Genomic DNA, 24,276 nt, shown 5'->3' with positions numbered 1-24,276 from the left:
TTTGGCCCTTATGGCCGTATTTGGATTACGCCAATGACAAACGCGCTTAGTAAACTATTGGAAACCAGCGATACAATTTTGGCTGATGGTGCTACGGGAACAAATCTTTTCAACATGGGTTTGCAATCGGGCGATGCGCCTGAGTTGTGGAATGTGGAAGCGCCCGAAAAGATCCGGGCACTTTACAAGGGCTCTGTCGACGCTGGCAGCGATTTGTTTCTTACAAATACGTTCGGAGGAACGGCTGCGCGCCTTAAACTGCACGACGCTCAGAACCGAGTGGCTGAACTGAACAGGATTGGTGCCGAGCTTGGTCGTGAAATTGCTGACCAAGCAGACCGCCGGGTCATCGTGGCGGGATCAGTGGGGCCCACAGGTGAAATTATGGAACCTGTCGGTAGTCTGTCGCATTCTGATGCGGTCGAAATGTTCCACGAACAAGCGGACGCCCTGAAAAATGGTGGCGTCGACGTACTTTGGGTGGAAACCATCAGCGCGCCGGAAGAGTTCCGGGCCGCCGCCGAGGCTTTTGCCCTAGCCGACATGCCATGGTGCGGAACCATGAGTTTTGACACTGCGGGTCGCACTATGATGGGAGTTACTTCTGCGGATCTGGCAAAGATCGTCGAGACATTGGCTAACCCACCGATCGCATTCGGCGCGAATTGTGGAACTGGTTCGTCGGATATTTTACGTACTGTTCTAGGTTTTGTCGCGCAAGGAACAGAACGTCCGCTTATTTCCAAGGGCAACGCCGGAATACCAAAGTACGTCGATGGGCATATTCATTACGACGGAACACCAGAACTGATGGGACAGTACGCTGCTATGGCACGAGACGCTGGCGCCACGATAATTGGTGGATGTTGCGGAACGATGCCTGCACATTTGCGTAAAATGCGCGAGGCGTTGGATACGGTTCCGTGTGGTGTTCGCCCGACCTTGGATCAAATCACAGCTGCGCTTGGCCCGTTTTCTTCCGAAACTGATGGGACTGAGGAAACCGGCGCGCAGCCAGAACGTCGAACAAGACGGCGTCGCCGGGCCTAAACGACGGTTTTAACGGCCCTCAAATTTGGGGGGCCTTTTCTCAAGAAACGCCACGACGCCTTCGGCAAAGTCGCGCGTGCGTCCGCAATTTTCCTGTAACTGGGCCTCGGTTTCCAGTTGCTCTGGAAGTGTATGATCAAAGCTTTTGCGAATGGCCTGCTTAATCGCCGAAAAACCAGCGGTGGGTCCGTTTGCTAAATGAGCAGCCCGCCTTTGCCAATGGGTGACAAAATCAGCATCGGCAACCGCTTCCCAGATCAGCCCCCAGTCATCAGCTTGACGGGCACTGATTTTGTCAGCAAACAACGCGGCGCCCATTGCTTTTGCAAATCCCATTTGACGCGGCATGAACCAAGTTCCGCCCGCATCCGGTATCAATCCGATCTTCGCGAACGCTTGCATAAAATAAGCGCTTTCGGTTGCAATCACCACATCCGCACACAGTGCCAGATTAGCGCCGGCGCCAGCGGCAGGACCGTTAACAGCCGCTATAGTCGGAACCGGACAGTCATATACGGACTTAAGCATAGGCTCATACTCATCGCGCAAAGCTCGTCCCAAATCAATTTTGCCCGTACTTGACGCATCGCCAAGATCTTGACCTGAGCAGAACGCGTTTCCTGCCCCGGTGATAACAACGGCCCGAGCGTTCTTGGCCGCATGGTTCATCGCGTGGGTTATCTCTGCCCTCATCCGTTTAGTCAGCGCGTTCATTTTGTCTGCCCGGTCAAGGGTCAGAACCGCCAAGTCATTAGTTATGTCGAGATGGACCTGTTCGTATTCCATTTAAACCTCACCCGCGCAGAATTCCACGAAACCCTTACGCATAATCAGTGAAAGTGAAAGCGTAACTACGCGTCAGTCTTCAAGTATTTGACGCAGTCGCGCTTGTTCTTCTTGGGTCAGAGTGTCGCTACCGCTTGGAACAGTGCTTTGCGTTTTGGAACGGTTCCGGACAAAATTTAAACCTACTGCTCCAGCAATCAGCAACATGACTGGCCCGGCCAGCCAAAGCAGCAGGTTCGCGCCCGACGCAGTGGGCTTTAAAAGTACATACTCGCCATACCGATCGACAATAAAATCGACAGCTTCTTGATCGGTATCTCCCGCCACCAACCTCTCCCGTAGCAATATGCGCAGGTCTCGGGCAAGTTCCGCATTACTCTCGTCGATGCTCTCATTTCGGCAAACCAAGCACCGCAGCCCGGTACTAATATTGCGCGCCCTCTCTTCCAGCACCGGGTCCTGCAATACTTCGTCAGGTTGAACCGCGTATGCTGGGCTTGTCAGCATCAGAAAGACAAAAAGTAAGCGTATCACTCTGCGGGAACTCCGGTTTTTGGTGATTTCCGTGCGCCTGCAGCAACTCGGAAACGTCGATCAGATAGGCTAAGTGCCCCGCCAAGAGCCATGAGAATACATCCACCCCAGATCCAGTTGGCCAGCGGTTTGATGTAAGTTCTTATTACCCAACCACCGTCAGCTTGTTGATCTCCGAGAACCACGTAAAGATCGCGTAAAAAGCGATAGTCGATTGCTGCCTCGGTGGTGGGCATACGCGCAACCGGATAGTCCCGTTTTTCGGGGTGTAGCGTCGTAACACGCCCCCCGCTTTCCGTTACGTTAATATCTGCGGTGGTTGAGAAGTAATTGGGGCCCTGCACGCGCCGAACATCCTTGAGACTCAAGGTGAACTGGCCAACTTGGAACGGCTGCCCGGGTTGGGCGACTCGAATATCTTCGACTTCCCAGGCAGTCAGTCCGGCGATAGCAAACATAGTGACGCCCAAGCCACTGTGGGCAACAGCTTTGCCCCAATCGGCACCAGGCAGACGAAACAGGCGCGTCAAGCTGCCAGATCGCCCAGTTCGGCTCCACAAATCCACGAGGGCGCCAAACACGATCCAAATGCCAAGAAACAAACCCACCGGGCCAAGAGCGCTGCGTCCGGATTGCAGCGTCCAGACGAGAATGGCAAGCGCAACGGCCAATAGAAAAGCATAACGCAAAGACCATGCAGCACGCCCTATCCTACCCCGTTTCCAAGGCAGCATTGCCCCGATCGGCAGCGAAATACCCAACGCAATCATAAAGGGTGTGAATGCTGCATTAAAAAACGGCGGACCAACCGAGAGTTTTCGGTCAAAAGCCATTTCAGCCACCATCGGCCACATGGTTCCGAAGAATACCACAAAGCAACTGACTGCGAGGAGAACGTTGTTTAGCACCAGCGCACTTTCTCGACTGACAACGCCAAACACGCCTTTTGCCTCCATTGCTTGTGCTCTCGCGGCAAAAAGAGTCAACGCCCCGCCAATAAAGATAACCAAGATGATCAATATGAATACGCCGCGTTCCGGGTCATTTGCGAAAGCGTGTACCGATGTCAGCAAACCCGAGCGAACAATAAATGTACCGATCAACGAGAAGCCAAAAGCGATGATCGCCAAAAGGATTGTCCAACTTTTCAAAGCCTCGCGCTTCTCTACGACAATTGCAGAGTGAAGCAAGGCGGCAGCCAGCAGCCATGGCATAAACGACGCATTTTCAACCGGATCCCAAAACCAGAAGCCGCCCCAACCCAATTCGTAATAGGCCCACCAAGATCCCAAAGCGATTCCAATGGTTAAAAACACCCACGCCGCCAACGTCCAGGGTCGCACCCAGCGGCCCCAAGCCGCGTCCACGCGCCCCTCGATAAGGGCAGCAACGGCAAAGCTGAACGCCATGCTTAACCCGACATAGCCCAAGTACAAAAATGGGGGATGAAACGCGAGACCGGGATCCTGCAACAGTGGATTTAGATCGCGCCCGTCAAAAGGTGGAACCGCCATGCGGTCAAAGGGGTTGGACGTGAACAGAATAAACGCGAAAAACGCCACTCCAATCGCGCCTTGAACCGCCAAAACGCGCGCTTTTTGCGTCGGTGGCAGGCCTGCGCCAAAGGCTGCAGCCATCGCACCGAAAATCGTGACAATCAATACCCACAGCAACATTGACCCTTCGTGGTTTCCCCAAGTGCCGCTGATCTTGTAAATCATCGGCTTTAGGGAATGACTGTTTTCAACAACAATTCGTAGTGAAAAATCAGATGACGCAAACGCCCATGTAAGCGCGCCAAATGAAAACCCTGTAAGCAGAAACTGCGCGATTGCGGCAGGTTCTGCGAAGGTCATCCATCCGCTCCACCTTTTGGCGGCCCCGATCAGTGGCACTACGCTTTGTACGATGGCAACAAGGAAAGCCAGGATCAGTGCAAAATGGCCGAGCTCTGTAATCATGAAACATATATACCGCTCGCATCAGTGGCGCGCCATTAACATTTATCGATGCGGCGCGCACATAGTGTCGCGGCCTATTCAGCGGTTCGAAGTCGTCGCCAATCATCCAATGCTGGGTTGCGGCCCTCTCTGGTGCGTTGTTTGCTTGGCTCCTTACGGGCATCTCTAGAACTGCGATTTTGCAAGCGCTCCAAGGCCTCCAAATTTTCCATAACTTTCGGGGCTTGCGCCAATGTCACCCCAACTTCACGTTGGAACTCCTGAGCTTTGGTTTGGTGGCGTGCACCGAAGTAAAATGAAACGATCACACCCAATAACCACCACAGGGGCTCGGGAACCAATGCAATTCCGTGCATTCGTTCTGCAAACCAAAGCGGATCGATCATCGCAATGACGAATAATCCCAACGTCCCCAATGCAAGCGCGGGTCGCGGTAAACGATTTATTCCATCCATAAAACGATCGAAGCCACTTTTGGGCTGCAATTGGAATTCTGCACCGAATTGCATTAAAGCCTGCTCGCGCTGTGCGGCCGACCGCGCTGCTGCAGATTCCGCATTTTCAAGAAAAACTTCAGCTGTTTCGCGCACAACATTCCGCTCACCGCCAAACAACAAGCTCAAAAGTCCAGAAATCAATCCCATTTAGAAACCCTGTTTTGAAATTCTTCGTCACTGAGGTGGTATTTGGGCGATAGAAATTCCTCGGCCCGTTTTATCCAACCACCTTTGGCGCCGGAACGCGTGCGTGCGAACTTTCTGAGTGTAGACCGACGATCTGCCAACCTAAAATAGTAGTTACGCCGCGCCACCCCGTAGGCATCTCGTAACATCTGAGGATCGGGGTCTACGGCTGTATGGGCGGCTTTACTCGTTTGTGGGCCAATGATCCCGTCCACATCGACATAGAAGCCCATTTGATTGAGCAACGCCTGCAAAGTTTTAACCGCCTCACCTCCGGCGTTGACATACATATCAAATAAGGAAGGTTGTAGTCCTTTAGGAACCAGCCCTATTTTTGGTTTTTCGAAGTAGTGGGTTAAAAAAATTTCAACCACCTGCCATTTGCTCAAAGCTTTGACATCCGAGCGGTCGATCGTACCGTCTCCGGTTACGTCCATTCCTAGGCGGCGTAAGGTATGAATGGTCACACCAAATTTTGTAGCCCCGCCAGGATCATCCGGGTCTTCCACGAAACCACCTTCACGCTCGACAATTTCTTTGGCTATTTGATGTACAGTCTGCATCGTTTCTCCGCTGCATTTGCTGAACAAACTGTCCCTAAAATCTATTTAATCATTAACAACGTAAAAACCGCTGCGCGGCTTCCCCTCGCAACGCCTAATCAGAAATCTTTTCTTTGAGTTTTTCCTTAGCTACCGCCACTTTCCTTATAGACGCCCTGCTCTTTTAGCGCGTCCACAACTTCCTTTGGCATATAAGTCTCGTCGTGTTTCGCAAGAATTTCAGTGGCTTCAAAGACGCCATTTACGTAACTTCCTGTACCGACCATGCCTTGATTTTCAGCAAACAGGTCCGGCAGCACTCCTTTAAAGGCGACGGGAACACTTTCACCACCATCCGTTACGACAAAGCGCACAGTTTCACCCTGTCCGCGTTCAATCGAGCCTTCCTCTACCAGACCGCCGATGCGAAATACGACCGAAGGTTGAGGCGGTTCAGCAATCACCTCACTGGGTGAGCGGAAGTAATTAATTCCGTCGCGCATCGCATATCCAATGAGCGCGGTAGACAAGGCAAGCGCCACTATGGCTACCAGAATGATCTGAACACGACGGCGTTTCTTTAGCGTTTTCATTGGTGCCTCATGGGAACAAAGGAGCCATCATCAGGCCCGTAGTCTCATCTTCACCTAACATCAGGTTTGCATTCTGCAAGGCTTGGCCACTGCTGCCTTTCGTAAGGTTGTCCAACGCTGCAACTACGATTACACGGCGCTCAATCCGGTCGCCCACAACACCGATATGGCAAAAGTTGGACCCGCGAACATGATGCGTTGACGGCGTTTCTCCATAAGGCAACATCCTTATGAAGGTTTCATGCTGATAGGTGGCTGCCAGGGTTTCGTAAACAGACTGTGGGTCACCTTTGACGTAAGAAGTTGCAAGAATTCCGCGGTTTGCGGGGATCAGATGCGGGGTGAATTGAACGTGAACCGTACGGCCCGCCAGCTTTGACAACTCCTGATCGAACTCACCAAGGTGCCGATGCGAACCACCGACCGCATAAGCGTTGGAACCTTCACTAAGCTCCGCATGCAGAAGGTTTTCCTTTAGCGCCCGACCCGCTCCAGACACAGCACATTTCAGGTCCAAAATGATGTCATCCAGATCGATAACTCCGGCAGAGATCAAAGGCCGCAGAACATACTGGCCAGTCGCAGCGTTACATCCTGTACCTGCAACAAGTCGCGCAGCGCGAATTTCGTCACGATAAAACTCAGTAAGGCCGTAAATGGCCTCTTTCTGATGCTCAAGAGCGGAATGCGGATTACCGTACCACTTCTCGTATTCCTGCGGGTCTTGAAGCCGAAAGTCCGCAGACAGATCAATAATCTTTAGCGTCTTGGGTAAGTTCCTAATGACTGCCTGACTCGTTTTATGCGGCAGAGCGCAAAAACACAGATCAACTTGCGAAAAATCGATTTCGGAGATTTTGCACAAGTCCGGTAAATCCAAATGGCGGAGGTGCGGAAAGACTTGTGCCATGGATTGTCCGGCTTTGCGTTCGGCCGACAAGGCAACGATTTGCATGTTCGGGTGTTCGGCTATCAGCCGTACAAGTTCCGCTCCGGTATAGCCGGATGAACCAAGAATTGCGATTTTGTGGGTCATGCCAGACCTCTTTCACTTAAACGTCAGGTGTTTTGTGGACCAACGAGACGGCCGATAATTTAATTGTTCGCGCAGAGCCTTCCTTGACCTAGGTCAGGCCGCCTCAAAGTTGATTTTTCGTCGGAGAAATTGAGTTGCGCGGTCACTGACGACGCTAGGTTTTCCAGTAGTCAGGAAACCGCCCTCGCCTTTGCCCAGCATGTTGGGATGACGGATTAGATAGTCAGCAAGACTTTCTGCAACCAAATCACCTTGGCTGTAGACTTTAACTTCTGATCCAAGCGCTTGCTGAAATGTATCAGACAGCAACGGATAATGGGTACATCCTAAAATAGCCGCCTGCGGTGTGGGCATTTTGCGCTTTAGCGCATCAACATGTGACCGAACCAACGCCTCGGCAAGAATCATATCCCCGTCTTCAATAGCATCCACTACACCGCCACATGCCTGCGCTTCGACATCCACGCCTATCGCGCGAAACGCCAGTTCCCGCTGAAAAGCGCGACTGGAAACTGTTGCCGGTGTTGCAAAAAGTGCCACGTGTTGGACTTCGACTTCTCTGGGAGGAGAATTATCACCCCACTGCCGCTCCGTCAGCGCCTCGATCAAAGGCACGAATACACCGAGCACACGCTTGCCATCCGGAACTCCAGCTTCTTGCATCCGGCGCAGTGCGGCGGCGCTGGCAGTGTTACACGCGAGAATCACCAAATCGCAGCCGCGCGCCCATAGGTCGTGCACCGCGTTACGGGTAAGGTCATAGATGTTGTCGGCATCGCGAACGCCATACGGCGCGTGCGCGCTGTCGGCAAAATAAAGGAAATCAACGTCAGGCAGGCGTTTCTGCGCGACGTCCAGGACGGTAAGCCCGCCCAATCCAGAATCAAATATTCCTACTGCCATTTGCCCCTTCAGGCGCGATGCCGTTCCTCGAATTCATAGCCGTAGTCATAAGACTTAAGCGGCTTCGGGGACAGCTCATACGTGGCTTTGCGCAGGAAATCCATCATCTTGCGCGTATCCTTTCCCAACGGGTCCAGAACATCGCGCCCGATCGGTTCTCCTATGACTACTTCAACGGGAGTATCGACCCTTTTTTTGAACTCTTTGATCAATAGACCCATACGCAACGTCGAATGCATATGACTGGCGATCTGGAAAAGGCGCGATGTATGGCCTTCAAAAAAAACCGGAACGACTGTCGCGTTTGATTTTGCAACCATTCGAGCGGTGAATCCGCGCCAACCCGGGTCCATCGGATGAGAGAATGGTTTGACCCCGGTACTGACTGTTCCACCCGGAAAAACTCCGATCGCACCACCTTGGTCAAGATAATCGAGTGATGCCTTTCGGGTCTGGAGGTTCAGCTTGATCGCGTCTTTCGTCTCGTCAAACGAAATTGGAAGAATGATGCTGTTTAGGTCGCCGGCTTTTCGAAACACTCTGTGAGCCAAAATCCTAAAATCGCAACGCGTTTGTGACAGGATGTGTCCCATCATCAACCCGTCAAGAATACCGTAGGGGTGGTTCGCGATGAGAACCAGCGGTCCTTCCTTCGGAATGTTGGCCAAGGATCCCCCAACCACATCCAATGACAAACCATATCGTTCGACCATTACAGACCAAAAGTTCCGCCCGTTTGCCACCTCCTGCTCGTACCCGTCGGCGCGTTTTATCAAACGCAGTCGACCCGTCGTGTTTTCCATTAGCTTAATGATCATCCGACCGCCTCTTGTCTCAGCGGAATAGGAATATGAAATGTCACGAGCGACATGACGGTGCGAGGGCATTGGGAACTCCGGACTATGACCTGCCATTGTAATGCAGGTAACGATTTTGCCGAGGCAACATGACAGTCTCGTGACGATTTACTCTGCCGCAGCCCGAATATCAGGGCCTCCATCGCGGATCACGGACAGCAATTCCTCGCGGCGTTTGGCCGCCTTTGCCTCGTTTTCCGAAAGGACAGGACCAAAACCACGAATATCTAAGGGCAACCTTGCCAACGCTGCAATCGCTTCCCGCGTTTCGGGTGTCAGTTTCGGTAACACCTCTTTCATGTCTTTTTCATATTGCCGTATCAACGCGCGCTCCATCCTGCGTTCGCTGCTATAACCAAATGGGTCCAAAGGCGTACCACGCAATGACTTGAACCGCGCTAGAAGTCTAAGCAGTCCTATTATTTTTTCGCTGAAAGCCCGCTTTTTAGGTCGTCCGCTGGCGGATTTCCCTCCTAGTATCGGAGGTGCCAGATGGAAAGTCATTTTGAAATCGCCGTCAAACTCGGCCACGGCATTTTCCCGTGTCTGCAGCAGCAAACGGGCGACTTCGTATTCGTCTTTGTAAGACAGAACCTTATGATACCCCTTGGCCACAGATTCACGAACTGTTTCATCCGAAATCGAATCAACCAGTTTTCGGTATCGATTAGCCAACCCTTTCCCTTGATACTGAACCAGGTGACTGGCCCGGAAGTCGATAGTTTGTTCCAATGTTTTGGGAATTTCGGTCACATTCTGGCCAAGGATTCCCGAGACAACCTCAGGGTACAGCACAGCCCAACGCCCGACCTGAAACGCCCGTTTGTTGCGTTCGATAGCAGTTCCATTCAACTCGATAGCTTGAAAAATCGAAGAGAGGTGAATTGGTACAAGCCCGCGTTGCCAAGCCGCTCCAAAAACCATCATGTTTGAATAGATGGAGTCACCCATTACTGCACGAGAAAGTTCACTTGCATCAAACAGGTCGACCCGTTCTTTTAGTCGAGCCTGCAAGGCCAACTCCAACTGGTCGCTTGGGATCTTGAATTCTGTGTCGCGGGTGAAGTCACCAGTAATTATTTCGTGGTTGTTGACTACCGCTCCAGTATGGCCCGCCCGGGTTAACCCGAGAGTCTTGGCGCCGGCTGATACAACCAGATCGCCACCGATTAACGCGTGGGCCTCGCCCGTTGCCACTCGAATCGCACTAATGTCCTCGGGTGCGTTAGCCAGGCGGCAATGGATGTGTACCGCGCCGCCTTTCTGCGCTAAGCCAGCCATTTCCATCATACCAGCCCCCTTACCATCAATCTGGGCTGCCTGTGCAAGCACTGCACCTATTGTCACGACACCGGTGCCTCCAACACCTGTTATCACGATGTTATGAGTACCTTGGATCTGCGGTAATTCGGGGTCAGGCAAATCCGGCAAATCAAAGTCTGTCGTCGCTTCTTTGCGGATCATGGCACCTTCTAACGTGACAAAAGACGGGCAAAACCCGTTAAGGCAAGAGAAATCCTTGTTGCAACTTGATTGATCAATCGCGCGTTTGCGCCCCAATTCGGTATCTTTTGGTACGATTGAAACGCAGTTTGATTGGACGCCGCAGTCTCCGCAGCCTTCGCAAATATCGGTGTTGATGAAAACTCGTTTGTCAGGGTCAGGAAAGGTGCCGCGTTTCCGGCGTCGGCGTTTTTCGGCAGCGCAAGTTTGCACATACACAATGACAGAGACACCTTCAATTTCCCTAAACTTTTCCTGAACATTGATCAATTCGGCTCGTTCATGAGTTTCAACGTTGGCTGGTAACGACTTAATATCTAAGTCTTCTTTCTCGTCGTATACGACTGCCACATGTTCAACGCCCATCGCTTTCACTTCAGCAACAATACGTTCCGCGCTCAGTCCGCCCTCATTATCCTGTCCGCCCGTCATGGCAACCGCATCATTAAATAGGATTTTGAAAGTAATATTCGTTCCAGCGGCCAAAGCGGCCCGTATGGCCTGAACACCGGAATGGTTGTAGGTTCCGTCGCCGAGATTTTGGAAAACATGTTTAGTCGTAGAAAATGGTGCCTCACCAATCCAGTTGGCGCCTTCACCGCCCATCTGTGTAAAACCCGTTGTTTCACGATCCATCCACTGAACCATGTAATGACACCCGATGCCTGCATAAGCCCGGCTGCCTTCGGGCAGTTTTGTTGAGCTGTTATGAGGACATCCTGAACAAAAATATGGAAGGCGTGCAGCGATTTCTTGGGCGTTGTCTGCGCGGCGGGCTTCGGACAAAGCAGCAAGCCCGGCTTGGACTCCGTCAGTATCTCGGCCTTCTTCGACCAGGATGCCGCCAAGTTTTTCAGCAATCATGATTGGGTCCAAGGCCCCTCGGGTCGGGAATAGTTCTTCGCGATGCAAAGTACCCGCACCGCCTTTGTACCATCCGTAAACGCGCCGTCCTCGGCGGTCATCGAATATCGCCTCCTTGACCTGCACTTCGATAAGCTTGCGCTTTTCCTCAATGATTATGACCAGATCCAGCCCTTCCGCCCAGTCGTGAAAGCCTTTCATATCTAATGGAAATGTCTGGCCAACTTTGTAAGTTGTAATGCCCAGCCGTTCGGCTTCATTGGCATCGATATTCAGCAAAGACATTGCATGAACTAAATCGAGCCAATTCTTGCCAGCAGCGACGATGCCAATCTTCGCTCCGGGTTTGCCCCAGACCCTTTTGTCCAATTTGTTAGCATGGGAAAAGGTTTCAGCTGCAAACCGTTTATAGTCGATTACCCGAGCCTCCTGCAGGTGCGGTGTGTCTCCCAATCGAATGTTCAGGCCGCCTTCTGGCATGTCGAATTCGGGCGTAACCAGTTGCATCCGGTCGGGCGATCCATCAACTACTGACGTGACTTCGATCGTGTCTTTCATGGTTTTCAAACCCACCCACACACCCGCAAACCGGCTGAGAGCAAATCCATAAATTCCGTAATCTAGTATCTCTTGCACACCGGCCGGGCTAACAACTGGCATATACATATCGACCAACGACCATTCGGACTGGTGTAGAACGGTCGAACTTTCGCCCGTGTGATCGTCCCCCATGGCCATCAACACGCCGCCATACTTTGCCGTTCCCGCCATGTTGGAATGGCGCATAACGTCGCCCGAACGATCAACACCGGGGCCTTTCCCGTACCAAAGGCCAAAAACGCCATCAAACTTGCCGTCTCCTCGCAGGCCGGCTTGCTGGCTTCCCCACAGCGCCGTTGCAGCTAAATCCTCGTTTAGGCCGTATTGGAATGTGACGTCGTTTTCGGCCAACTGTTTTTGGGCTCGGCTCATTTGCTGATCTACTGCGCCAAGTGGAGAACCCCGATACCCGGTTACCAGGCCAGCTGTGTTCAAACCTGCGGCAACGTCGCGGGCTTTTTGCATTAGCATTAGACGGACAAGCGCTTGAGTCCCGTTCAGTAAAACTGGTGATTTCGACAGATCGAACCTGTCATTAAGCGAAACTTTTGGCTGACTCATCTGACGCCTCCCAGGTCCGATTAGTGTGCTCCAATATCTGTTATATTAGGTCATAAATACTGACCTGCATAGTGAAATTCCCCTTAGATGTAACGATTTCCCCGTTTGATTGTGGAATTTGTTACGTCTTTCATATAGGCGTGCGCTTGAATAACGAAAGTTGCGTCGATGGATTGGGACAAGCTTAGAATATTTCACGCGGTCGCCGACGCAGGCAGCCTTACTCATGCGGGAGACAAGCTAAATTTGTCTCAATCCGCTGTTAGTCGACAGATTCGCGCTCTTGAGGAATCGCTGGATGCCACCCTTTTCCACCGTCACGCTCGTGGGTTGATTCTCACCGAACAAGGTGAACTGCTATTCGACGCTACGTCGGCGATGTCCAAACGCCTGGATGCCACAGCCGCCCGTATCCGCGATAGCGAAGACGAAGTGTTTGGCGTCTTGCGGGTCACGACCACCTTTGGGTTTGGCACTTTATGGTTGGCGCCACGGTTACCAAAACTCTACGAACAATATCCAGACCTCAATGTCGACTTGATGTTGGAAGAGCGTGTTTTGGATCTGCCCATGCGTGAAGCTGATGTCGCCATTCGAATGAAGGAACCTAGCCAGGCGGATCTCGTGCGAAAGCGTCTAATGACTGTTCAGATGCAACTGTATGCTACACGCAGATATCTGGATTCCCATGGCGGGCCACCCCAAAAAGTCGAGGATATTTCAAAACACAGGTTGATTTGTCAGACACCAGCGGCCCCGCAAGTCGGCGCGAGTGCAGCGATGGTTCGTCAATTAATGACCCACAATCCGGGCTCATTACTGACGGTCAACAACTACTTTGGTGTTTTACAAGGCGTTTTAAATGATCTGGGAATTGGCGTTTTGCCAGACTATGTCACGCAAGATTTTCCCGATTTGGTGCATGTTCCAGCTGATATACAAGGGGCCGAAGTACCTGTTTACCTTGCCTACCCCGAGGAACTGCGCCATTCCAAGAGGATTTCTGCCTTCCGCGACTTTGTTCAGGACGAAATCATTTCGCATCGTAAGCAATTGAGACAAATGGGAAAACTCTAGCTATGCAGTAACGTCATAGCGGACATGATCCAAAGAAAGGGAAAATCCCTTGATAGTCAACAATGTGATCCCTAAATGAGCATTCGAAGGCGGTGATGCTGAAACGCTCATCATCTTCATACCTCCCTGTTGGACTACGGCCGAGCTTAGTGCTCGGCCTTTTTTTTGGTTTTTCACCGTTTACATTACAACATGCTGTCAAATTGAGCCACCTACCCCTATGATCCAGAAAAACAGACCTAAAATTCGGCTTCGAGGGTAATTTAATGTTCCACCCACTCCGCCTTTTGCTGGCGTTCATATCGGTAATCTTTCTGTCACTGCCAGTCTTGGCTCAGGAAAGTACGACCTCCACCGCACCTGCCACCATCCCCGAAGATCTGACACCGGATCAGGTCGACGACCTCGTTGCAAGGATGTCTGACGATCAGGTACGCGCGATTTTGCTAGAACGGCTGGACGCTGTGGCTGCGAAACAGGAAGAAGCCGCTCCGACCAGTCGTAGCGTGGTACAGGCCATATCGGATACCGTCAGCAGCATGACCGCTTCATGGTTGGACGTCATTCGAAAAATTCCATTGCTAATTACAGCCCAGATCGAGGCATTTTCCAACTTTGGCAACTCATTTGGCGCCAGTGGTTTAATGACGCTTTTTGGATTTACTTTCCTTGCCCTGGCCGTTGGCTACGCGGCTGAAAACATCGTTGGTTTGTGGACACGGCGCTGGATGAAGGTCGTAGATGGCGACTCCTCGACCGACCTGCTCGGTGCAGTCACCTTTCTGTTCAAGCGTTTCTGTTTCGAATTTCTGGGCCTTCTCGTCTTTTACTACACGCTGGTCTTTGTGGGCAGGCAATTGTTGGACGAACAGCAGATCGCTCAGGCGGGTCCGTTTGTCTTTTATTTGATCTGGTTTCCCCGCTTGGGCGCGGCTATTTCGCGTTTTATTCTGGCCCCTAAACAGCACAACTTGCGCTTGGTAAACGTAGATGACCATTGGGCCAAATATCTGCATCGCAACCTGATCGGTCTGTTCCTACTGATCGGTTTCACAATGTTCATCCTGGACTTCAACTCAACCAATGGTGTTCCTCCGGGTGAATCCCGTTTGGGGTTCTGGCTCAATACTGCGATCCACATCTACATTGGCGTTATCGCATGGACAGCTCGCGATGGTTTGTCGGACATGATGCTCGGTACAGATCCTGACCGTACAAAGTTCGATGAAGACGTAGCGCGGATATACCCCTATTTCGCAATCGGAGTTTCGGCGGGTATCTGGCTGCTCGTGGAGTATCTGGCATCACAGAGAAACCCAACAGTCTTTGCCCTACTTGCCCATGGTGCCCACTTCACCACCATGTTCTGGCTGCTTATCGCGCCAGCTTTGGACACCTTGATCAGAGGATTGGTGCGGCATCTGCAGCCACCAATGATCGGAGACGGTCCAGTGGCGGAAAGAGCTTATAAATCCACCAAGCGCAGTTACATCCGCATCGGGCGCGTTTTGGCAGGCATTCTTGTGATTCTGATGATTGCAGGTGCCTGGGACTTAGACCTTCAGGAAATTGCTGGTGGCTCATCTGATTCTGGCAGTGAAGTAATACAATTTTTCATCATAATCGCTGTCGGCTATATCCTAAACGAGGTTGTGTCTTTGTGGATCAACCGACGTCTGGCCAAAGAACAAACCGCTGCCGAACAAAGCCCTGACGAAGAAGCTGGCGAAGGTGGCGGTACCGGAGGCTCGCGTTTAGCGACCGTATTGCCATTATTGCGAGTGACAGCGCAGGTCGCGATAGCCGTAATCTTCGCGCTGTTGGCGTTAGGCGCTCTGGGGCTTGATATCACGCCATTGCTGGCAGGTGCCGGTATTCTTGGTCTTGCTATCGGATTTGGTGCCCAGAAACTGGTTTCGGACATCGTTGGTGGAATATTCTTCCTGATCGATGACGCGTTCCGTGTAGGTGAATATGTGGATGTTGGAGGCACGACCGGGACAGTCGAAAAGATATCGATCCGGTCGATGCAATTGCGCCATCACCGAGGGCCAGTTCACACCATTCCTTACGGCGAAATCCAAAAGCTGACCAACTACAGCCGCGACTGGGTAATAATGAAGCTTAAATTCACTGTGCCATTCGACACGGACCCCAACAAAGTGAAAAAGATTTTTAAGAAGATCGGTGCCGAGATGATGGAGGACGAGACTCACAAGGATGGTTTCCTCCAACCATTCAAATCCCAAGGTGTTTTTGACTTTGACGATGTGGGCATGATTATCCGCGGCAAGTTCATGGCCAAACCGGGCAAGCAATTCACCTTGCGTAAGGAAATTTTCAATCGGGTAAAAGCCGCTTTCAAAGAAAACGGAATTGATTTTGCGCGCCGCGAAGTCCGTGTTGCGATCCCAGGACTGGATGAGGCCGAACACCTTTCGGAACCACAAAAAGCGGCCATTGGCGCGGCGGCGAGCGATGCGGTAAACAAAGAGCAAGGACCAGCCTGACTTTGACATTAATAGAACCGGGTAAAATCCGGTTCTACAGTTCATGAGATTGTTGTCGTGAGACTATCCGGAATCACCTTAAAAACACTATTATTAAGCGTCTTGCCGAACACTGCCTTTTCGGGTTCCGTGACGGTGGAAACAAATGTGGACGGTTTCGACCAAGCACAGTCCGAGGCGTCTATCGGATTTCGTAACGGTTCCTTCATCGCGGTACCCATCCCGTTTTCCAATCCCACTATTGGATCGGGTCTGACGCTCGGTGCTGGGTATCTTTATCAAATGGACGAAGAGTCCAAGCCGTCATTGTTCGGTATAGCCGTTCTTGGCTCCAGTAACGGTACACGGGCTTATGGCGGTGCTGCTAATTTTGCCTTTGACAGCAACCGATGGCAAATCGAGACTTTGTATGCCAAGGCCACGATCAACTACGACCTGTTTACTACAACCGGGCAACTGCCTGTGACACAGGACGGCGACTTGGCTCGGATTGAGTTTTCTTACGGAATTACGCCGGAAATTTCTGCGGGACTTTCGGTTCGATACCTGGATACCTCGGTCAGTTTGGATGGTCTTGGGCTGCCGCCAATCCCACCTCCGTTTGACCAGTTTTTGAACATGCGCATTATTACTCCAGCTTTGGTAGCCGCATGGGATCGGCGGGATGACACGATTTACCCTACCAGAGGATCGAACCTTCAGGCCGAAATTTCACATAGCTACACGCTCAAAGGAGTAACCGGGGACTACTCGAAAGCGTTTGTCAATTACACGCATTACCTGAACCCTACAGCAAAGGGTGTAATTGCTGCTCGTGCGTCGATCTGTGGGGCTTCGCAGGATACACCATTTTTCGATCAATGCTCTCTTGGCGGGACCGACGCGTTCCGTGGTTTTCCTGTAACCCAGTTTTTAGACTTCAGGTCGGCTTCCCTTCAAATTGAATACCGCCATCAATTCACAAAAAGGATTGGCGCTGTTGCCTTTGGAGGTGTCGGCCAAACCGGAGACAGCTTTTCCGATCTATCCGACGGGGGCACCCACTCAGCAGTTGGTCTTGGTGCGCGTTATCGTGTTTCGAAAAAGTTCCCGGTGGACTTTTCAGTTGATTGGGCGCGAAACGATCTGGACGAAGATCAGCTGTATATTTATGTCGGTCAACGGTTCTGAACTGACCGTGTCTTCAATACCCTTTCCACCGACGCGCCCTTGGCTTAAAAGGCGCGCAATCCCGGCCACTCTGGATAAGGACATACGATGCACGAGCCCGCCATTACCCCGGATCTGATCGCCGCACACGGGTTAAAACCCGAAGAATACGACATGATCCTCGAAATTATCGGGCGTGAGCCAACCTTTACAGAGCTTGGGATATTTTCGGCAATGTGGAATGAGCATTGCTCTTACAAATCTTCAAAAAAATGGTTGCGCACCCTGCCGACTTCGGGTCCACAAGTGATTTGTGGACCAGGTGAAAATGCCGGCGTCGTTGACATTGGTGACGGTCAGGCAGTGGTTTTCAAAATGGAAAGCCACAATCACCCTTCATATATCGAACCATACCAAGGGGCCGCGACAGGTGTGGGTGGGATCCTCCGTGACGTATTCACTATGGGTGCTCGGCCTATCGCCTCAATGAATGCTCTGTCTTTCGGCGAGCCTGATCATCACAAGACGCGCCAACTGGTCAACGGGGTCGTTGAAGGAATCGGCGGCTATGGCAACTGTTTCGGTGTTCCTTGCGTTGGTGGAGAGGTCCGGTTTCATCCGGCATACAATGGCAACTGTCTTGTGAACGCTTTCGCTGCTGGTTTGGCCGATAGTGACAAGATATTTTATTCCGCGGCCTCCGGCGTCGGTATGCCTGTCGTCTATTTGGGCGCAAAAACAGGTCGCGACGGTGTCGGTGGTGCTACTATGGCTTCGGCCGAATTCGATGACACTATCGAAGAAAAGCGCCCAACCGTTCAAGTCGGCGACCCTTTCACAGAAAAGCGTCTGATGGAGGCAACGCTGGAATTGATGCAAACAGGCGCCGTGATCTCGATTCAAGATATGGGAGCCGCTGGTCTGACTTGTTCTGCCGTCGAAATGGGCGACAAGGGGGGACTCGGCGTTCGTCTGAACCTCGAAACCGTTCCCCAGCGCGAAGAAAACATGACTGCGTATGAAATGATGCTCTCTGAGTCGCAAGAACGCATGTTGATGGTTCTTAAACCCGAACTTGAGACCGAAGCCCGGGCGGTGTTCGAAAAGTGGGACTTGGACTTTGCAATCGTCGGAGAGACTATATCCCAAGATCGTTTTTTGATCATGCACAACGACGAGATCAAAGCAGATTTACCCCTATCTAAGCTGGCTTCTACGGCGCCTGAATATGACCGCCCATGGCAACCTACACCTAAGGCGGAAGAACTCGCCGAAGTCCCGCAGATTGATCCGATCGATGGGCTTCGCGCCCTGCTCAACTCGCCAAATTATGCCGCCAAACAATGGGTCTATGAGCAATATGACACGATGGTAATGGCAGACTCTTCGCGGACGCCTGGATTGGGCGCTGGAATGGTACGCGTTCATGGCACAAACAAAGTGTTGGCATTTACCAGTGATGTGACACCTAGATACGTGCGCGCAAATCCAATTGAAGGCGGAAAACAAGCTGTAGCCGAAGCATATCGCAATTTAACAGCCGTCGGCGCAAAACCATTGGCTACCACAGATAACCTGAACTTCGGCAATCCTGAAAAACCTGAAATTATGGGTCAATTCGTCGGCGCGATTCAAGGAATTGGAGAAGCTGTAGCGGCTCTGGACATGCCGGTCGTCTCGGGGAACGTGTCGCTTTACAACGAAACCGATGGTCAGGCGATCTTACCGACGCCCACGATCGGTGCAGTTGGGTTGCTTGACCACGCAGATGATATCATTGGCAACGAAGTACGTGACGGTCATGTTGCGCTGGTCGTCGGCGAAACTGAAGGCCATCTCGGCCAATCAGCCCTTTTGGTCGAGGTTTTCAACCGCGAGGACGGTGACGCCCCGCACGTCGACTTGGAAGCCGAAAAACGTAATGGCGATTTCATCCGAGCCAACCGCGAGATGATCAAAGCGTGCACAGATCTAAGCGACGGAGGCCTTGCCTTAGCGGCCTTTGAATTGGCGGAAAATTCTGGTGTAGGTGTAAACTTGGACGATGCGCCGGCCGAGTTCCTTTTCGGCGAAGATCAGGCTCGTTATCTTATCGCCTGCAATTTCGATCAGGCTGAGGCGTTAATGATCGCAGCAGGACAAGCTGGTGTACCGATGGTTTCAGTTGGACGTTTTACAGGCGACAGCGTGAAGATAGGGTCGTCCGAGGCACCGCTGTCCGAGCTGGCACAGACATTTCGCTCCAGTTTTGCTGCAGCGGTAGCTTGATCTAAGGCATATAGGTTTCTCGTTTGAAAGTGGACCGCGCGCTTTCTCACGTCGCGGCTCCTGTTGTTTCAGAACATTAACCGCACCTTGCACGCCCATGCACATCGCTCTACATCTTTGAAAAGATTTTTCAGGAGACACCTACATGCCGATGAGCGCCCACGAAATCGAACACCTGCTGCGCGAAGCTTTTCCTGATGCGGAAATTCAGGTTGGTGGCAATGATGGCGTGCATATGTCTGCTATGGTCGTGGATGAAAGCTTTCGCGGCAAGAACAGGGTTCAGCAACAACGTGCCGTCTATGCAGCCTTGAAAGGCAAAATGGATGGCCCAGATGGTGAGCTGCATGCATTGGCGCTGACGACGAAAGTGCCGGAATGAAGAAGTTTTCCAATGAGGTCGCAAAGCGTTGGGACAGATGGAACCCGCAGTTAGGAATGTAGGCGCCCAAGCTTGACCTTATTAAAGAACCCAAACGAAAAAACACTTGGCGGGATTTTAGAAACACCAACGCCAGACGCGAGACATGAAGGAAACGCGACATGACCGACGTGAAAAACCAGATCGACGAAACCGTCAAAGCCAACGACGTTGTCCTTTATATGAAAGGCACTAAAGAAATGCCGCAATGCGGGTTTTCCTCACGTGTTGCTGGCGTGCTGAACTATATGGGTGTGGCATACACGGACGTTAACGTCCTGGCTGATGAAGAGGTACGTCAAGGCATCAAGGACTATTCCGACTGGCCGACCGTTCCCCAGCTTTATGTAAAGGGCGAATTCGTCGGTGGCTGTGATATCATCACAGAGATGACCCTGTCGGGTGAGTTGGACACATTGTTTGATGACAATGGCGTTAGCTACAACAAGGACGCCGCTGACAAAATTCGCGAGGCCAACGCCTGATACGTCTTTATCGGCTTGTGCAGTTCCCCAGTAACAGCTGTTCTGGTGCAGTGTTGCCGGACGCCTGATACGAGATCAAAGCGTCCCAGCCTTTCGAACGTAGGGTATAGGTGCCCTCTGCACCTTCCGAGATATAGCGAACGCCAGAGCCGCTTTCGGCTTGGCGCATTGCTATTAGTTCACCGTCAATCACCATGGCAGCAGCACCAGATCCGTCGGTGGCATTGAAGTATGAAACTGGGATTTCTGTGTTGTCTTCACAGGAAAACGTGACTGACAAGATGTCGATTTGGGCCGTGGCCGCAAATCCGAGCGAGGCCAAAATCAAGCTTGCCGCGATCGAGCGCACGAGCGTCATACTTTAGATTTTTCTTCTATGACGGCTGCCAAAGCTTCAGCACGTGCCGCCATTTCGGCCAACGTATCAGTGACAGATGGTGGTACAACTGCCACCTCGATGCGTTCGGGTTCCGGCTTGGGCACATTACGCATTTTGTTCAGTTCCGCCTCTACTTCGGTCAACTTGGCTTCAGCCGCTTTGACGCGATCTTCCTGACTGGCCGATTTGTCGGCAAGCATAAGACCTGCCATTAGCAACATGCGCGATTCAGGCATACGCCCAATTTGGTCCGACAGAACTTGAGCTTCGTCATCCAGCAACTTTGCTGCCGCTTGTAAAAACGCTTCTTCGCCGTCCCTACAAGACACCTCAAAACCTCGGCCGCCGATATGAATTGTCACTTCGGGCATCACTCAACTTCTCCTTCCGCCAAGTTGGCCTGGTTCAGCAGCGGTTCAAGTCGCGCCAGAACAGCATGGGCCTCAGCTGCGTCCGACGCGCGGGCAGCTCTGGTCGCTTCCAACTCCGCAGCCGTCGCACGATTCAAAAGCGCCGCGTCTGTAACACCCTGTTGAGCAGCAGACCGCAACTCTTCCACAGTGCCTCGTAACTCCTCATTTGCCTTGCGCAGCCGCTGCAGGTCGTCGTCCAAACGGGACATGGCGGCGCCATGGCTTGTGCGTTCTGCGCGCAACATCTCAAGCTCGGCGTTCAAATCGCCTAACCGCTCCGTGTCAGCCGTAGACGCACGTAAGGCTTTCACTTCGGCCTGCAACTCTTCAGCGCGATCTGCTAGCGGGGTCAGTTCTTCAAGTTCTTTTCTCAGCGCCGCCGCCTCCTCTGCTGCGCCTTTCAGAGAACGCAAAGATTCAATTTCGGCCGTCAACTCTACTATTTTTGTTGTATTTTCCAGTGCTGCTTTGGCTTCGGCCAAGTCTTCGCGAGCGGCTTCAACAGTTGCCAGCTTGGATGTGGCTTCCTCGAGTTGAGCACGCAATTGAGCGTTCTCACCATCTAAGTTGGATTGACCGCGTAACTTTTCGATATCAGCACGCATAGCGTCAGTTTCTTGATCGTGACGATCCTTGAGAGCTTTTAACCGCTCTTCCAACTGCGCATTAGCGAGACGCTCTTCCTCCAATGCAGACTTTAGTTCCTGATCATAATCACCGCTGGGTGAGATCGGTTTGTCCAACGCCTCAACCCCAGAGCCAATGCGCTCCATTGCCGCCATGATACGTCGTTGTAATTCCTCAATTTGGCTCATGCGCCTGTCACCTCTTAACCAAGGTTCGTTCTGTTTAGCGCCAGACCGAATCACGGGTGGCGATAATTTGACCTAGTCTAACTGAATGTGTTGGAAAATACCTACTGTTTGCTTTCAAGGGTTTGGATTGCACTCTTCAAGCGTTCGCAGTTTGGAACGACCAGTTCCACTTGCACTTTGGAGGGTGAGTGGTATTCAGCGCCCGATCTGCTTGTAATCCAAAGGAACAACGCCCGTGGACCTTACTGCGCTGCGAAATGCCAACCCCGAACATTGGAACAAAGCTGCGGCTATTCGCACCTTAACCCTTGATGCCGTCGCTGCTGCCAATTCAGGCCATTCCGGTATGCCCATGGGCATGGCCGACGTAGCAACTGTACTGTTTGAAAAGCACTTGAAATTTGATGCGTCGGTGCCGAACTGGCCCGATCGCGACCGTTTCATTCTGTCCGCGGGGCACGGATCGATGCTGGTATACTCTCTGCTGTATCTCACCGGTCATGCGGATGTGACGATAGAAGAAATTAAAAACTTTCGGCAGTTGGGCGCCAAAACCGCCGGTCATCCTGAAAATTTTCTGATCGATGGCGTCGAGACGACAACCGGACCACTTGGTCAGGGGATTGCGAACGCTGTTGGGTTTGCCATGGCCGAAGAAATTCAGCGCGCGCATTACGGAAAAAAGGTTGTGGATCACTACACCTACGTGATCGCCGGGGACGGCTGCCTGATGGAGGGCGTTAGCCAAGAAGCCATTACTCTGGCTGGTAGGCATGAGCTGAGCAAGCTTATTGTGTTTTGGGATAACAACAATATCACCATCGACGGTACTGTGGATATGGCGGACCGCACGGACCAGGTTAAACGCTTTGAGGCTTCAGGTTGGCATGTAATCGAAATTGATGGTCACGATCCTCAAGCGATCGACGCAGCCATCGTCGCGGCGAAAAAATCAAGCAAGCCCACCATGATTGCGTGCGAAAGTCACATCGCCTTAGGCCACGCTGCGCAAGATACGTCAAAAGGCCACGGCGCGCTGACGGATCAAGATCAGTTGAAAGCTGCGAAAGAGGGCTATGGCTGGCCTCACGATGCTTTCGACATTCCGGCAAGCGTCAAAACCGCGTGGGAAGCAATTGGAGCCCGGGGCGCGACTGAACGTGCAGCGTGGGAAGAACGATTTGCCACTTTGTCAGAACGTAAGCAGGAAGAGTTTAATCGGGCCTACAGTTTCGAAGCACCGAAAAAGCTGTCTGCGGCTATTCGGTCTTTCAAAAAACAGATTTCTGAGGAACAGCCTAAACTGGCCACAAGAGCATCCTCTGAAAAGGTTCTGAATGTCGTAAACCCTATCATGCCTGAAACCATCGGTGGGTCTGCAGACCTGACAGGATCCAATAACACTAAGTCTGCTGATATGAGCGTTTTCCTGCCGGAAAACCGTAAGGGTCGATATATCCACTACGGAATACGCGAACACGGCATGGCCGCCGCGATGAACGGAATGGCCTTGCATGGTGGAATACGCCCCTACGGCGGTACATTTATGGCGTTCACTGACTATGCTCGCCCATCAATGAGACTTGCGGCGCTTATGAAAGTGCCCACTGTTTTTGTCATGACGCATGACTCGATTGGTTTGGGCGAGGACGGTCCTACCCACCAACCGGTCGAACATCTGGCAATTTCCCGCGCGACACCGAATACTTACGTTTTCCGGCCAGCGGATACTGTTGAAACTGCCGAAGCTTGGGAGTTGGCGCTAACCTTCAAAACAAGTCCGTCGGTTCTTTCACTGACGCGTCAAGGTGTTCCAACGGTAAGAACCCAGCACAAGGCCAAGAACCTGACCGCGCAAGGCGCTTATGTTCTGGCTGAAGCCGAAGGTAAACGGCAGGCAATTCTTATCGCCACTGGTTCCGAAGTTTCGCTGGCGATAGAAGCTAAGGCGATGCTTGAAGCCGAAGGTATCGGCACCCGCGTTGTTTCTATGCCATGCATGGAGCTGTTCGCTCAGCAGGAGGAAGCCTATCGAAAGCGCGTTCTGCCCGGTGGCCCAGTGCGAGTAGGCATCGAAGCGGCTGTTCGGGCCGGAGGCTGGGACCGATGGCTGCTTGGAGAGCGCGGACGAGAGGCCAAAGCAGGCTTCATCGGTATGTCAAGTTTCGGAGCCTCCGCCCCTGCCGGGGATTTATACAAACATTTCGACATTATAGCTGCGTCTGCGGTTGCCAAAGTAAAGGGTCTTCTAGGACTGTAAGTTGTGACGAGCAGTTTCAACTGGTC

At 52.1% G+C, this 24,276-nt stretch carries 21 protein-coding genes; 8 read left to right on the top strand and 13 right to left on the bottom strand.

The features are described from left to right. Positions 1-33 precede the first annotated feature (33 nt). Positions 34-1,050 (top strand): betaine--homocysteine S-methyltransferase, encoded by a 1,017-nt coding sequence (gene bmt / locus AC2FNE_RS03820; protein WP_496804814.1) that lies wholly within the window; start codon positions 34-36, stop codon positions 1,048-1,050. A 9-nt stretch (positions 1,051-1,059) separates the two neighbouring features. Here bmt and AC2FNE_RS03815 read toward each other — a convergent pair whose 3' ends face one another. The 10 genes from AC2FNE_RS03815 to AC2FNE_RS03770 form a co-directional block, all read right to left on the bottom strand. Then, entirely contained in the window at positions 1,060-1,836 is a 777-nt protein-coding gene (locus AC2FNE_RS03815; RefSeq protein WP_170606821.1) for an enoyl-CoA hydratase-related protein, read from the bottom strand. A 72-nt stretch (positions 1,837-1,908) separates the two neighbouring features. Next, positions 1,909-2,370 carry a cytochrome c-type biogenesis protein gene (locus tag AC2FNE_RS03810; protein WP_367648167.1) on the bottom strand — a complete coding sequence of 154 codons (462 nt, stop codon included), beginning with the start codon at positions 2,368-2,370 and terminating at the stop codon, positions 1,909-1,911. Further along, a complete protein-coding gene (locus AC2FNE_RS03805; RefSeq protein WP_496804813.1) occupies positions 2,367-4,331 on the bottom strand; it encodes a heme lyase CcmF/NrfE family subunit in 1,965 nt (654 codons plus the stop codon). The genes AC2FNE_RS03810 and AC2FNE_RS03805 overlap by 4 nt, the downstream gene beginning before the upstream one ends. A gap of 74 nt (positions 4,332-4,405) precedes the next feature. Beyond that, on the bottom strand, positions 4,406-4,975 hold the full coding sequence (locus tag AC2FNE_RS03800; RefSeq protein WP_496804812.1) for a holin family protein: 570 nt from the start codon (positions 4,973-4,975) through the stop codon (positions 4,406-4,408). After that, a complete protein-coding gene (locus AC2FNE_RS03795; RefSeq protein ID WP_170606816.1) occupies positions 4,966-5,577 on the bottom strand; it encodes a holin-associated N-acetylmuramidase in 612 nt (203 codons plus the stop codon). The genes AC2FNE_RS03800 and AC2FNE_RS03795 overlap by 10 nt, the downstream gene beginning before the upstream one ends. Positions 5,578-5,702: 125 nt before the next feature. Continuing rightward, entirely contained in the window at positions 5,703-6,149 is a 447-nt protein-coding gene (gene ccmE / locus AC2FNE_RS03790) for a cytochrome c maturation protein CcmE (protein ID WP_170606814.1), read from the bottom strand. Between the two features lie 7 nt (positions 6,150-6,156). Beyond that, positions 6,157-7,185 (bottom strand): N-acetyl-gamma-glutamyl-phosphate reductase, encoded by a 1,029-nt coding sequence (gene argC, locus AC2FNE_RS03785; RefSeq protein WP_170480380.1) that lies wholly within the window; start codon positions 7,183-7,185, stop codon positions 6,157-6,159. 93 nt (positions 7,186-7,278) lie between these two features. Next, positions 7,279-8,088 (bottom strand): glutamate racemase, encoded by an 810-nt coding sequence (locus AC2FNE_RS03780; protein WP_170606812.1) that lies wholly within the window; start codon positions 8,086-8,088, stop codon positions 7,279-7,281. An 8-nt stretch (positions 8,089-8,096) separates the two neighbouring features. Continuing rightward, positions 8,097-8,975, bottom strand: coding sequence for a lysophospholipid acyltransferase family protein (locus AC2FNE_RS03775; protein WP_170606810.1), 879 nt, complete (start codon positions 8,973-8,975; stop codon positions 8,097-8,099). Positions 8,976-9,053: 78 nt separating this feature from the next. After that, positions 9,054-12,473 carry an indolepyruvate ferredoxin oxidoreductase family protein gene (locus AC2FNE_RS03770; protein WP_496804811.1) on the bottom strand — a complete coding sequence of 1,140 codons (3,420 nt, stop codon included), beginning with the start codon at positions 12,471-12,473 and terminating at the stop codon, positions 9,054-9,056. A gap of 168 nt (positions 12,474-12,641) precedes the next feature. On the opposite strand from AC2FNE_RS03770, the gene AC2FNE_RS03765 reads away from it, so the two are divergent. The 6 genes from AC2FNE_RS03765 to grxD all read left to right on the top strand — a co-directional run bounded on the left by AC2FNE_RS03765 (position 12,642) and on the right by grxD (position 20,383). After that, positions 12,642-13,550, top strand: coding sequence for a LysR family transcriptional regulator (locus AC2FNE_RS03765; RefSeq protein ID WP_170480372.1), 909 nt, complete (start codon positions 12,642-12,644; stop codon positions 13,548-13,550). 266 nt (positions 13,551-13,816) lie between these two features. Next, complete coding sequence (locus AC2FNE_RS03760; RefSeq protein ID WP_170606806.1) at positions 13,817-16,060, top strand: mechanosensitive ion channel family protein; 2,244 nt, start codon at positions 13,817-13,819, stop codon at positions 16,058-16,060. Positions 16,061-16,207: 147 nt separating this feature from the next. Further along, complete coding sequence (locus AC2FNE_RS03755) at positions 16,208-17,230, top strand: BamA/TamA family outer membrane protein (RefSeq protein ID WP_496804810.1); 1,023 nt, start codon at positions 16,208-16,210, stop codon at positions 17,228-17,230. A gap of 87 nt (positions 17,231-17,317) precedes the next feature. Further along, positions 17,318-19,477 carry a phosphoribosylformylglycinamidine synthase subunit PurL gene (gene purL / locus AC2FNE_RS03750; RefSeq protein WP_170480364.1) on the top strand — a complete coding sequence of 720 codons (2,160 nt, stop codon included), beginning with the start codon at positions 17,318-17,320 and terminating at the stop codon, positions 19,475-19,477. 145 nt (positions 19,478-19,622) lie between these two features. Further along, on the top strand, positions 19,623-19,859 hold the full coding sequence (locus AC2FNE_RS03745) for a BolA/IbaG family iron-sulfur metabolism protein (RefSeq protein WP_152457878.1): 237 nt from the start codon (positions 19,623-19,625) through the stop codon (positions 19,857-19,859). Between the two features lie 161 nt (positions 19,860-20,020). After that, complete coding sequence (gene grxD / locus AC2FNE_RS03740; RefSeq protein WP_170606803.1) at positions 20,021-20,383, top strand: Grx4 family monothiol glutaredoxin; 363 nt, start codon at positions 20,021-20,023, stop codon at positions 20,381-20,383. 7 nt (positions 20,384-20,390) lie between these two features. Here the strand turns inward: grxD and AC2FNE_RS03735 are convergent, their stop codons facing one another. From AC2FNE_RS03735 to AC2FNE_RS03725, 3 genes are read right to left on the bottom strand one after another with little or no spacing between them, the layout of a single operon-like run. Beyond that, entirely contained in the window at positions 20,391-20,741 is a 351-nt protein-coding gene (locus AC2FNE_RS03735; protein WP_170606801.1) for an MliC family protein, read from the bottom strand. Continuing rightward, positions 20,738-21,133: a cell division protein ZapA gene (locus tag AC2FNE_RS03730; RefSeq protein WP_170606799.1), complete on the bottom strand. Its 396-nt coding sequence runs from the start codon at positions 21,131-21,133 to the stop codon at positions 20,738-20,740. Before AC2FNE_RS03730 ends, AC2FNE_RS03735 begins: the two co-directional genes overlap by 4 nt. Then, positions 21,133-21,990, bottom strand: coding sequence for a hypothetical protein (locus tag AC2FNE_RS03725; RefSeq protein ID WP_496804809.1), 858 nt, complete (start codon positions 21,988-21,990; stop codon positions 21,133-21,135). Before AC2FNE_RS03725 ends, AC2FNE_RS03730 begins: the two co-directional genes overlap by 1 nt. Positions 21,991-22,225: 235 nt before the next feature. On the opposite strand from AC2FNE_RS03725, the gene tkt reads away from it, so the two are divergent. Next, the gene (tkt, locus tag AC2FNE_RS03720) at positions 22,226-24,250 is read left to right on the top strand and encodes a transketolase (RefSeq protein WP_170606795.1); all 2,025 of its coding nucleotides are present in this window, start codon (positions 22,226-22,228) and stop codon (positions 24,248-24,250) included. Positions 24,251-24,276 lie beyond the last annotated feature (26 nt).

The sequence above is a fragment of the Ruegeria sp. YKSD179 genome (genome assembly GCF_059612885.1).
This window is presented reverse-complemented; position numbering and strand designations above follow the sequence as displayed.

What these genes read in the sequence shown, in the direction of transcription:
- bmt (WP_496804814.1), top strand. Translation starts at nt 34, where the DNA reads ATGACAAACGCGCTTAGTAAACTATTGGAAACCAGCGATACAATTTTG.
- AC2FNE_RS03815 (WP_170606821.1), bottom strand. Translation starts at nt 1,836, where the DNA reads ATGGAATACGAACAGGTCCATCTCGACATAACTAATGACTTGGCGGTT.
- AC2FNE_RS03805 (WP_496804813.1), bottom strand. Translation starts at nt 4,331, where the DNA reads ATGATTACAGAGCTCGGCCATTTTGCACTGATCCTGGCTTTCCTTGTT.
- AC2FNE_RS03800 (WP_496804812.1), bottom strand. Translation starts at nt 4,975, where the DNA reads ATGGGATTGATTTCTGGACTTTTGAGCTTGTTGTTTGGCGGTGAGCGG.
- AC2FNE_RS03795 (WP_170606816.1), bottom strand. Translation starts at nt 5,577, where the DNA reads ATGCAGACTGTACATCAAATAGCCAAAGAAATTGTCGAGCGTGAAGGT.
- ccmE (WP_170606814.1), bottom strand. Translation starts at nt 6,149, where the DNA reads ATGAAAACGCTAAAGAAACGCCGTCGTGTTCAGATCATTCTGGTAGCC.
- argC (WP_170480380.1), bottom strand. Translation starts at nt 7,185, where the DNA reads ATGACCCACAAAATCGCAATTCTTGGTTCATCCGGCTATACCGGAGCG.
- AC2FNE_RS03780 (WP_170606812.1), bottom strand. Translation starts at nt 8,088, where the DNA reads ATGGCAGTAGGAATATTTGATTCTGGATTGGGCGGGCTTACCGTCCTG.
- AC2FNE_RS03775 (WP_170606810.1), bottom strand. Translation starts at nt 8,975, where the DNA reads ATGCCCTCGCACCGTCATGTCGCTCGTGACATTTCATATTCCTATTCC.
- AC2FNE_RS03770 (WP_496804811.1), bottom strand. Translation starts at nt 12,473, where the DNA reads ATGAGTCAGCCAAAAGTTTCGCTTAATGACAGGTTCGATCTGTCGAAA.
- AC2FNE_RS03765 (WP_170480372.1), top strand. Translation starts at nt 12,642, where the DNA reads ATGGATTGGGACAAGCTTAGAATATTTCACGCGGTCGCCGACGCAGGC.
- AC2FNE_RS03760 (WP_170606806.1), top strand. Translation starts at nt 13,817, where the DNA reads ATGTTCCACCCACTCCGCCTTTTGCTGGCGTTCATATCGGTAATCTTT.
- purL (WP_170480364.1), top strand. Translation starts at nt 17,318, where the DNA reads ATGCACGAGCCCGCCATTACCCCGGATCTGATCGCCGCACACGGGTTA.
- AC2FNE_RS03745 (WP_152457878.1), top strand. Translation starts at nt 19,623, where the DNA reads ATGCCGATGAGCGCCCACGAAATCGAACACCTGCTGCGCGAAGCTTTT.
- grxD (WP_170606803.1), top strand. Translation starts at nt 20,021, where the DNA reads ATGACCGACGTGAAAAACCAGATCGACGAAACCGTCAAAGCCAACGAC.
- AC2FNE_RS03735 (WP_170606801.1), bottom strand. Translation starts at nt 20,741, where the DNA reads ATGACGCTCGTGCGCTCGATCGCGGCAAGCTTGATTTTGGCCTCGCTC.
- AC2FNE_RS03730 (WP_170606799.1), bottom strand. Translation starts at nt 21,133, where the DNA reads ATGCCCGAAGTGACAATTCATATCGGCGGCCGAGGTTTTGAGGTGTCT.
- AC2FNE_RS03725 (WP_496804809.1), bottom strand. Translation starts at nt 21,990, where the DNA reads ATGAGCCAAATTGAGGAATTACAACGACGTATCATGGCGGCAATGGAG.